This is a genomic window from Morganella psychrotolerans, from assembly GCF_965118875.1.
GTDB classification, from domain to species: domain Bacteria; phylum Pseudomonadota; class Gammaproteobacteria; order Enterobacterales; family Enterobacteriaceae; genus Morganella; species Morganella psychrotolerans_C.
In genome coordinates this window covers 1-9,873 of the sequence record NZ_CBCPJD010000028.1, presented here as the reverse complement: position 1 = coordinate 9,873, position 9,873 = coordinate 1, and the positions used below count along the sequence as shown (strand labels likewise).

At 46.5% G+C, this 9,873-nt stretch carries 6 protein-coding genes and 1 pseudogene; 5 read left to right on the top strand and 2 right to left on the bottom strand.

The genetic code is table 11. The features are described from left to right. A pseudogene (locus tag ACMHKJ_RS18820) lies at positions 1–1,852 on the bottom strand (Tn3-like element ISPa38 family transposase); the annotation flags it as partial. A gap of 307 nt (positions 1,853–2,159) precedes the next feature. Between ACMHKJ_RS18820 and ACMHKJ_RS18815 the strand changes: the two are divergent. Continuing rightward, entirely contained in the window at positions 2,160–2,516 is a 357-nt protein-coding gene (locus tag ACMHKJ_RS18815; RefSeq protein ID WP_413496312.1) for a cupin domain-containing protein, read from the top strand. Between the two features lie 288 nt (positions 2,517–2,804). Here the strand turns inward: ACMHKJ_RS18815 and ACMHKJ_RS18810 are convergent, their stop codons facing one another. Then, a complete protein-coding gene (locus ACMHKJ_RS18810) occupies positions 2,805–5,819 on the bottom strand; it encodes a Tn3 family transposase (protein ID WP_046051740.1) in 3,015 nt (1,004 codons plus the stop codon). A 159-nt stretch (positions 5,820–5,978) separates the two neighbouring features. On the opposite strand from ACMHKJ_RS18810, the gene ACMHKJ_RS18805 reads away from it, so the two are divergent. The 4 genes from ACMHKJ_RS18805 (at position 5,979) to ACMHKJ_RS18790 (ending at position 9,801) form a co-directional block, all read left to right on the top strand. Next, a complete protein-coding gene (locus ACMHKJ_RS18805) occupies positions 5,979–6,545 on the top strand; it encodes a recombinase family protein (protein ID WP_046051739.1) in 567 nt (188 codons plus the stop codon). A gap of 84 nt (positions 6,546–6,629) precedes the next feature. Then, positions 6,630–7,823, top strand: coding sequence for an SIR2 family protein (locus tag ACMHKJ_RS18800; RefSeq protein ID WP_046051738.1), 1,194 nt, complete (start codon positions 6,630–6,632; stop codon positions 7,821–7,823). Further along, positions 7,813–9,573, top strand: a complete 1,761-nt coding sequence (locus ACMHKJ_RS18795) for an ATP-binding protein (RefSeq protein ID WP_046051737.1) — start codon at positions 7,813–7,815, stop codon at positions 9,571–9,573. The genes ACMHKJ_RS18800 and ACMHKJ_RS18795 overlap by 11 nt, the downstream gene beginning before the upstream one ends. A 15-nt stretch (positions 9,574–9,588) precedes the next feature. Next, the gene (locus tag ACMHKJ_RS18790; RefSeq protein ID WP_075261940.1) at positions 9,589–9,801 is read left to right on the top strand and encodes a KTSC domain-containing protein; all 213 of its coding nucleotides are present in this window, start codon (positions 9,589–9,591) and stop codon (positions 9,799–9,801) included. Positions 9,802–9,873 lie beyond the last annotated feature (72 nt).

Below are 9,873 nucleotides of genomic sequence, written 5' to 3'. Positions count from 1 at the left end.
CGTCGGCGAGGATCGTGGTCAGCAACAGGTTTTTGTCCTTGGCCAGGTCGCCTGACTTCAGGTGGGCGAAGTGCCGGGTGAAGCCCGTCCATTCGTCTACCTCCAGCAGCAATTCGGTGATCTTGACGTGCGGTAGGATCATCGCCGTCTGGTCGATCAGGGCCTGTGCGGTATCGGGCACCGCCGCATCGAGCGGCGTGATCTTCAGGCCCGACTCCGTGATGATGGCGTCCGGCAGCTCGTTGGCCAGCGCCATGCGGTTGACGGTGGCGAGCTGCGTTTCCAGCAGCGTCAGCCGGTCATGCAGGTACTGGTCGCAATCGGTGGCCACGGCCAGCGGCAATTCGCTGGCCTGCTTGAGGCTGGCGAATTTCGCGGGCGGCACCAGGTAGTCCTCGAAGTCCTTGAACTGGCGCGAGCCTTGCACCCAGATGTCGCCGGAGCGCAGCGCGTTCTTCAGCTCCGACAGCGCGCACAGTTCGTAGTAGCGCCGGTCGATGCCGGTGTCGGTCATCACCAGCTTCTGCCAGCGCGGCTTGATGAACTCGGTCGGCGCGTCGGTGGGCACCTTGCGGGCGTTGTCGCTGTTCATGCTGCGCAGCACCTCGATGGCGTCGAGTACGTCCTTGGCGGCGGGCGCGGCCCGCAACTTGAGCACGTCGAGAAATTCCGGCGCGTAGCGGCGCAGCGTGGCGTAGCTCTCGCCGATGCGGTGCAGGAAATCGAAGTCCTCGGGTTGCGCGAGCCGCTGCGCTTCGGTGACGCTCTCGGCGAAAGCATCCCAGGACATGACGGCCTCGATGGCGGCGAACGGATCGCGGCCCGCTTGCTTGGCCTCGATCAGCGCCTGGCCGATGCGCCCGAACAGCCGCACCTTGGCATTGATCGCCTTGCCGGATGCCTGGAACTGCTGCTGATGCTTGTTCTTGGCGGCATTGAACAGCTTGCCCAGGATGCGGTCATGCAGGTCGATGATTTCGTCGGTGACGGTGGCCATGCCCTCGATGGCGAGCGCCACCAGGGTCGCGTAACGCCGCTGCGGCTCGAACTTCGCCAGGTCGGCGGGCGTCATCTGGCCGCCCTCGCGGGCGATCTTGAGCAGCCGGTTCTGGTGAACCAGCCGCTCGATGCCGGAGGGCAGGTCGAGCGCCTGCCACGCCTTGAGGCGTTCGATGTGTTCCAGCATGTGCCGCGAGTTCGGTTTGACCGGGGATTGCCGCAGCCAGGCCAGCCACGTCGTCTTGCCGTTGTCGCGGCGCTTGAGCAGATCGTCGAGGCGACGGCGATGCACGTCCGTCAGCGGCTCAGCCAAGGCGTCGTAGAGACGCCGGTTGGCGCGGGTAATCGCTTCGGCGCTCGCCCGCTCGACGGCGTTGAGGGCGGGCACAATGACCGACTGCCGCCGCAGGTGCTCGATCAAGGCTCTGGCCAGCACGATGCCCTTGTCGGTTTGCATGGCCAGCTCGGTCAGCAACTGGACAGCCTGCCGGTAGTGGCCAATCGTGAACGGCTGGAAGCCGAACACCGTTTGCAGCTCGACCAGGTGCTCGCGTCGGGTCTGCTCACGCTGCCCGTACTCGTCCCAGCTTTCGATGCCGACCTTGAGCTGGTTGGCGACCAGTCTCAGCAATGGCGGGAACGGTGGCTCATCAGCGCCAAGGATGACGCCGGGAAAGCGCAGGTAGCAGAGCTGCACCGCGAAGCCCAGCCGATTGGCCGGGCCGCGCCGCTGCCGGATGATGGAGAGGTCGCTTTCGCTGAACGTGTAGTGACGGATCAACTCATCCTTGGTGTCCGGCAACGCCAGCAGGCTTTCGCGCTCGGCGGCGGAGAGGATCGAACGGCGGGGCATGCGGTTTCCTTCTTCTTGAAAACGTAGGTTTGTGACAAGCCCGCCAAGGCAACCGGCGCGGCACGGGAATCAAGGCATTGCGATTCTCGAAAATAGTTCTTGAAATTCTATTCTTGATTGCATATCATCTCAACGAGTTTCGATAAGAAAGGATGCGCATGCGACCGTCTGGTTCGCTGGTGGGCAAGGAGGCAGCAGCCGACACGCTCATCGGCAACTGCACGACCGCACGACCAGCCTCCCGTTCAAATTCGAGTTAGAACTCATATCCAGCCTGTCTGGGGGCACTGTGAAAGAGGGATCTCCGATGACTGTTGAATCGAGAATATTTTCTGTAGCCGAGTATGTTCAGCCGTCCGAAGGCGAGCCTATTCGTTCCGTTGTGCTTGAAACCCGAGACTCAATTATCGTGGTTTGGCATGTCCATCCCGGGCAGGAAATTGCGGCTCACATTCATCCTCACGGCCAAGACACGTGGACTGTTTTGTCGGGAATGGCTGATTACTTTCAGGGCAATGGGATTGTTCGTGCCCTCAGGGAAGGTGAGATAGCCGTGGCAAGACCGGGCCAAGTGCACGGGGCGCGAAATACAGGTACCGAGCCATTTGTGTTCGTCTCGGTTGTGGCATCAGCCAATGCCGGTTTCCTATTGGCTGAGCGATAGAGCCCAATCTCTGGAGTTGGTCCAATGAGCGGTCGGGGAGATAGGTAACAGACATGCAGCGGACACGGCTGCTAAACCAGGTCGCAAACCTCCTTGCGTCGCAGCGTGCCGCAAGCGACGCGATCAATCGAATGGGGTCGGCATGAGACTGAACACCATCCAGTTCCCGACCGCGTAGCCGCCTGTCCTGCCGATCAGGTCTTGACCATCGACGCCTGGGATCAGTCCTGAATGTTCTTGGAGACCACTACGTTAGGGGTTTGAGGTCCAATGGGGCGAAAACCTACGCTAAGAGTCTACATATTCATTAACATGTTGATTTAAAGGCCTTAATTCACCATTCATCACGTTTTCAGACAAGGTGAATGAGTAATGCCCTAACATATTGATATGACCGTGCATCAGCGGTGATAATCTGGATATATCTTCTTCGTTAATTTCAGTAGGCTGGCTATCTGTATTAATATGTCCAAGGGCTTCCTGCATATACAGCGTATTCCATAAAACAACAGTATTTGTTACCAGTCCCAATGATCCAAGTTGATCCTCTTGCCCTTCGCGATAGCGTTTTCTGATTTCACCACGTTGACCATGGCAAATGGCGCGAGCCACACTGTGTCTCCCTTCACCCCGGTTTAGTTGCGTTAGTATTCGGCGACGATAATCTTCATCATCAATATAATTCAGCAGGTATAGCGTTTTATTTATTCGCCCAGCTTCAATGATGGCCTGCGCCAAACTAGACGGGCGCGTGCTCTTCAATAAACTACGGATTAGCTCTGATGCTTGTACAGTTCCCAATTTAAGAGAACCCGCAATCCGCATCATATCGTCCCAGTTAGCCTCAATCAGTGCTAGATTGATGCAACCACGGGCCAATTCATCGAGAGGGCCGTAATTCGCATTTTTATCCACTCGCCAGAAAACGGCATCTCCGGCATCCGCCAGACGTGGGGAAAACTGGTATCCCAACAACCAGAACAGACCGAATATCAAATCACTGGCACCTGCTGTATCAGTCATAATTTCCTGTGGATTTAACCCCGTTTGCTGTTCAAGTAAACCCTCCAGAACAAAGATTGAGTCTCTCAACGTACCTGGGACAACAATGCCGTGAAAACCAGAAAACTGATCGGAGATAAAGTTGTACCAGGTAATTCCACGATCAGAGCCAAAGTATTTTCTATTGGGTCCGGCGTTAATCGTTTTTACTGGCGTAACAAAACGCATACCATCAGCAGATGCGACCTCTCCACCACCCCATCGCTGAGCGAGACTGAGCGTAGCCTGGTAATCAACCAGGCGAGCATTCGCTTTGATAAGGGTTTCTGACCGAAAATAATTTTGTTTCACCCAACTAAGACGATGCCGGGTTAATGATGGAATATTGTGCTTAATTAATGGTTCAAAGCCAATGTTGCAGGCTTCTGCCAGTAATACAGCACAAATGCTGATATGCAGATCTTTCGCTCGCGCATTAGACTCGCTGACATGAGTAAATTCTTCGGCAAATCCTGTATGGGCATTGATTTCCAGTAAGAGCTCAGTCAGATCCACCAAAGGTAAAAGACCTCTGACTTGTCTGTTGAGAGCTATCAGACTTGGTGATTCATCCAGTTTCTCTAGGCTGCTGATAGTCAACGTAGGATGTTTCCCCCCGTATTCGATATGGACTGACGCATTATCATCAAAGCTATCAGCTACCGCTTTCCAGGCAAAATCTAACTGCTGAGCAAGCTTTTCTGTTGCCTGCTGAGCATTGACAGGGTGGCCTAATGCTCGACAGACAGAGACGCGTTGAGCTTGCCATTCTGTCCCTTGTAATAGCTTTGACCGTGGATCTCCCCAACGATCGCTATTCTCAAGATAAATATCCCGCCGCCTTAATGCATCCTGAAACCGCTCAAGTAGACATAGTGAATAGCCAGGCCGTCTTACTCGGCCTTCTTCGTCAAAAACCAAACGCTTCCAGGGGCCGGTAATAATATTTTTTGGAGCATCGTCAAGGATGTGCTTTCTTGAAGCGCCTAGCGACGATAAATAGTTAAAAGCTGCCAGAGTATGTTCTCCCGCCGGGGCGGCCAGAAAAGTTAATTCCCGAAGAACTCTGGGTAGAAAACGGCGAACGCGCCCATATTGTTCAATCATTTCATCTTGGAAATTATTGTCTGCCGGTCGGGCCAACTCATTGACCATTTTTACCGACTCAGCCAGTCTTTCTTTGGAAATGCAGGAAAAAATTGATTTTCGGAGGTGGGAATCATCAGTTACCTCATCCAGCAGGAGTGCACAGGCTTTTGCCAGTATCAACGAAGAGCGGTCCAAATCCTTCAACGTCCTCAACCGCTTCTTTTGCCCTGCTTTTTTAGCCTCTCCCGCAATATTAGTGATTAGCATATCCAAAACATCGATGGCTTCATCCAGCGCAATGACCTCCAATGATTTAACAAAGGCAATAAGTATCGCTGTACGTTTCTTCATGGGGATACGAACTATCTTTTTTACCGAGGTTACATTGGCATAGCGAGCAAGACTTTTTAGCTGAGCCGGTGGAAGGCCTGTAAAATCAAGTTGCTGAAAACCCAGTTGGTGCAATTTGTTATAACGATCAAGTGCATCGTTAAATGCAGGACTACTGACTGTCACAGGACCTTTTTTCAGTTGCTCGAACATGGATACTCTCTGACCTTCACTAAAGCTCAGTAATTCATCCAGTTGTCGTTTCTGTTCATCATTGGGCAATGCCAGTAATCTTTGCCAAAGACGGTTTGCTGCTCGTTCGCGGATTTCGGTGATCACTCTGGAGAGTGTTGTGGTTCCTGGTAATAAAATTTTATGCTGTACCAGCCATGCGGTGGCGAAATCGAACATCAGGCTGGGGCGTTCATTGCTAATCCAGGCTCGGGTATACAGCAACCGGTTCAATCTGAATGTCCACGGAAACTCCCCGAACTCATGATAGTGATAATATTTTTTGATTTGAGCATAATGCTCCCAGCGGGTTGGTTCTCGTTTTGCGTATTCAGCCAGAATATCAGTCCGACTGATTGAAAGCTGCGTGGCAACAAAGGTTTGTACATTGTGCGGAACCAGAGCCAAATCAGGCAGGAACGCTCCTAAAAATCGGACGGATGTTAGTTGAAGGGCTATACCAAGACGGTTTTGGTCCCCGCGCCTTTGTGCGATGAATATCAGGTCATTTTCATCCAGAATAAAATAACGGGAAAGTTGTACCTCGTTCGGCTCTGCCGCATAACGCCCATAATTTTGCTTCTGCTCTTCAGTCAAAAAATCGATAGGCATCCAGCACTCCTTGCGTAACTATGACTTAGGTCTATTTTTAACTATCTCAAATGTTATAAGTTTTGAGACCACTCAAAACGATTTCAAACATGAGTATCAAAAATCGCGATTTATACTTTATGATACTACGCAGTATCAATATCGATTTGTGAGACCAATATGGCATTACTGGGATATGCAAGAGTATCAACCAGCCATCAGAAACTGACGGTACAGATTACGGAGCTGAAATCTGTAGGTGTCAGAGATGACCGGATTTTTACTGATATGATGTCAGGAGCCACGGATGAGCGCGAAGGGTTACAACGGCTGCTTGCCCGTGCAGAAAAGGATGACATCATTATTTGTACCAAAATGGATCGGCTTGGCCGCAATACCGTAGACATGATCCACATTGTTGATGCTTGCTATAAAAAGGGAATAGCCATTCGTTTTCTGGAGAACGGACTAAGTACAGAAGGAACTATGGGGAAAATGGTGATTCAAATTTTGGCGGCTGTTGCAGAAGCAGAACGAGAACGTATTCTGGAACGCACTAATGATGGCAGAATTGTTGCTATGGCATCCGGTGTCAAATTTGGACGGAAACCGCACTCGAAAGCAGCACTTGTCAGACAACTTATCAATCAGAAGCTATCAGAAAAAATAATTCTAGAAAAGACAGGGGTTTCTCGGGCTACTTATTTTCGGTTAAAAAAATCGGAAAACAATCAGAAATCATCATAAAGATAATATTAACCATGATTTAAAAAGAATTATTCTAAGCAGAGATCAAGTCATACAACAAATTATGATAGGGAATTAAAAGCTATGGAAGAAATAAACCTACTTAAAGAAATTCGTGAGCTAAAAAGTCAACTATCCTACGCTAAAAATATTGGTTTCTTTATGGGGGCTGGTACCTCCTGTGCTTTAGGCTTGCCAAATATATCTCAATTGACTATTCAAGTCGAAAGTGCATTAACCGGATCATTGTTGGATTATTTTAATGTTATTAAAACAGACTTATCGAAGCCTGATGAAACAATTAGCATTGAAGATATTCTTAATCAGATAAGACGGATTCGCGAAATAACTGAAGAAAGGCCTGATAGAGAATTCCTCGGGGTTTCTGGCATAAGCGCGCGTGATCTGGATATTGAAATTTGCAAAAATATTTATAATCTAATCACGGAGAAAGAAGTTAGTGCTAATCTGACTGCTCCAAAGAAATTTTTTGCGTGGTTAAACATGCAAAACAGAGATTTTTCGAAAGAGATTTTTACTACAAATTATGATCTGGTAATAGAAAAATCTCTTGAAGCAATTCGTGCGCCGTATTTTGACGGTTTCGTTGGTTCTTATGAACCATTTTTTTGGCAAGAAAGTGTCGAAACACTTGTTCGTAGAAATGATCTAACTCAGAACTGGATTCGATTATGGAAGATACATGGTTCTCTTAGTTGGTTTTGGAAAAAAAGAGAGAATCTGAAGTCGCATAAAGTTATACGCCTTGGGAAAGTAGATAAAATTGAAGAAGAGAAAAATGAGATAGTCATTTACCCATCAAAAGAAAAATATGATCTATCTCGTAGACAACCTTTTTTAGTTTACTTCGACCGCCTTAAAAACTATTTACTAAATGGTGAGCTTCTATTCATTTTCACCGGATACTCATTTTTAGATCAGCATATAAATGAAATTATTTTTAATTGCTTGAGGCAAAACAACAGGCTTAGTGTTGTAGTCTTTTTTTATGCAGACAGTGAAGTTAAAAAATTGCATTCCCTTTCGGCAGGATATCTAAATCTATCTGTATTCGGACCAACAACTGCGATTATAAACGGAACATTAGGGAAATGGTCCTTTGACCAATCCGAGCTAAAAAACAAAGAAAAATGTGATAGTTTTTGGAATGCTGAAGGTGAAAAATTCTTGCTTGGTGATTTTAATTATTTGGTTGAGTTCTTAGTTGGTAATTCTGGTCGTAGTAGTGAGATTGAGGTATCTATAAATGAAGACTGATTCTACATATTTAGGAAAGGTTATTCGTGTGGATTCCAGTACTGTAGAGGTAGAAGTTTCATCAGAAATACCTTCCGCTGCGCCAATAATAAATGGACGATTGTATAAAATTGGCCAGATCGGCACATTTGTAAAAATGCCAATGGGAAATATTACTATCTACGCTATCGTTGCTGCGGTAAGTGACAGACCGTTCACAGATAGTAGCGATGATGAGTATAGAGTAAGCTCAAAATTTCTTTCAGTACAACTGATTGGCGAAAAAATAGGTGACAGTGAGTTTGAAAAAGGAGTGGGTACTTATCCTACAATAGGTGATGAAGTACACCTTGTAATCGAACACGACTTATTTGCAATTTATGGTGAAAAGGATGCCGGTTCCATTGAAATTGGAAAACATTCTTCATCTGAAAATTTAGGTGTTCATGTAGATACTCATAACTTAATTTTACGTCACTGTGGTATTTTAGGCTCAACAGGTAGCGGGAAATCCAATACTACCGTCAGTATTTTGAAATCTATTCTACATGGTTACGTTGGTTCAAGAATTATATTGGTTGACCCACACGGTGAATATGCTTCTGCATTTCCTGATGCCAAAGTACTTCGAATTAATGAAGTAGCATCCCCATTGGTGATACCATTTTGGCTTATGACCTTTGAAGAACTTGCCTATTTTCTTGTAGGTGCTGATCATCGCGATGAACAAAGAATAGAATATCGTTTACTGAGAGATCTTGTAACAAAGCTTAAGAAAGAAAACTTAAATTTAAAAGCTGGGATTGTTAATGAAAATCTTATCACAGCCGACTCACCTATTCCTTTTAGCGCTAGGCAGCTATGGTATGAGATGAATTGGTTACTTAATGCATCATTTTCTTCTGCAAAGAAAGATGAACAAACTAGAGATACAGCAAATGAACTGGCTGCTGGGGATGCAGAAACATTGACTCCGGCAACCTTTGAAGCATATGTAATGGGAAATACAGCTCCATATAAATCTCAACACGCAGAGTATTTTTCTTATGAAAAGAAATTACTTTCTCGACTCAGAGATACCCGATACGATTTTCTGTTCAATCCAGGTGATTACAAAACAGCAGATTCTGAAAAAGATTTGCATGATTTACTAGCTGACTGGATAGGCTGTGAGCAGCGATTAACAATACTAGATCTTAGCGGTGTACCATTTGAGGTGTTAGATATAACCATAGGCTTGATTACAAGATTTGTTTACGACAGCATGTTCTGGGGGCGTAAAGAGTCATATACCGGTAAGCAAAGGCCAATACTCTTAGCATTTGAGGAAGCTCATACGTATTTAGGGAAAAATGACAAGAGTAATTATTCAAAAGCCGCAGTTGAGAAAATATTTAAAGAAGGGAGAAAATTTGGCGTAGGAGCGCTAGTCATTTCTCAACGCCCCTCAGAGTTGTCAGAGACTATAATTTCCCAAATTGGCACGTTGATAGCTCTTAGGCTTACCAATTCAAGTGATCAATCCATAGTGAAATCATCAGCCCCCGATAATCTAAATAGTCTTATGGATCTTCTTTCATCTTTGCGTATAGGTGAGGCAGTTATTTCAGGTGAGGCTATAAAAATTCCATCTAGAGTTCGATTGAAATTGAATCACCCAAGACCTACAAGTGAAGATCCAAAGTTAATTGAATGTTGGACAAAAGCATTTTCTTTCGATGCTGATAATTATAAAATTGTTGTAACTAAAATACGTGAACAGAAAATATAACCAAAGGAGTGTAAAATGGAACGAAGAAGTATTTCATCAAGCATGATTCGTAGTATTGGGTACGACGAATCTATTTCTACATTAGAGATTGAATTCAATAGTGGTGCAGTATGGAATTACCATGATTTTCCTATTACATGTTGGTATGAATTTGATGGAGCAGAATCGCACGGTAAATTTTTTCATAGCTTCATAAAGAATAATTATCGAGAGTCTCAAGTGGGATAACCTATGAATGAACTGTCACCGAAGCATAATAAAGGTCGGTGGCAGTCACAATTAGCGTCTTATGGTAACAGC

Excerpts from the sequence above, each read along its gene's own strand:
- ACMHKJ_RS18815 (WP_413496312.1), top strand. The coding sequence starts at position 2,160 with ATGACTGTTGAATCGAGAATATTTTCTGTAGCCGAGTATGTTCAGCCG.
- ACMHKJ_RS18810 (WP_046051740.1), bottom strand. The coding sequence starts at position 5,819 with ATGCCTATCGATTTTTTGACTGAAGAGCAGAAGCAAAATTATGGGCGT.
- ACMHKJ_RS18805 (WP_046051739.1), top strand. The coding sequence starts at position 5,979 with ATGGCATTACTGGGATATGCAAGAGTATCAACCAGCCATCAGAAACTG.
- ACMHKJ_RS18800 (WP_046051738.1), top strand. The coding sequence starts at position 6,630 with ATGGAAGAAATAAACCTACTTAAAGAAATTCGTGAGCTAAAAAGTCAA.
- ACMHKJ_RS18795 (WP_046051737.1), top strand. The coding sequence starts at position 7,813 with ATGAAGACTGATTCTACATATTTAGGAAAGGTTATTCGTGTGGATTCC.
- ACMHKJ_RS18790 (WP_075261940.1), top strand. The coding sequence starts at position 9,589 with ATGGAACGAAGAAGTATTTCATCAAGCATGATTCGTAGTATTGGGTAC.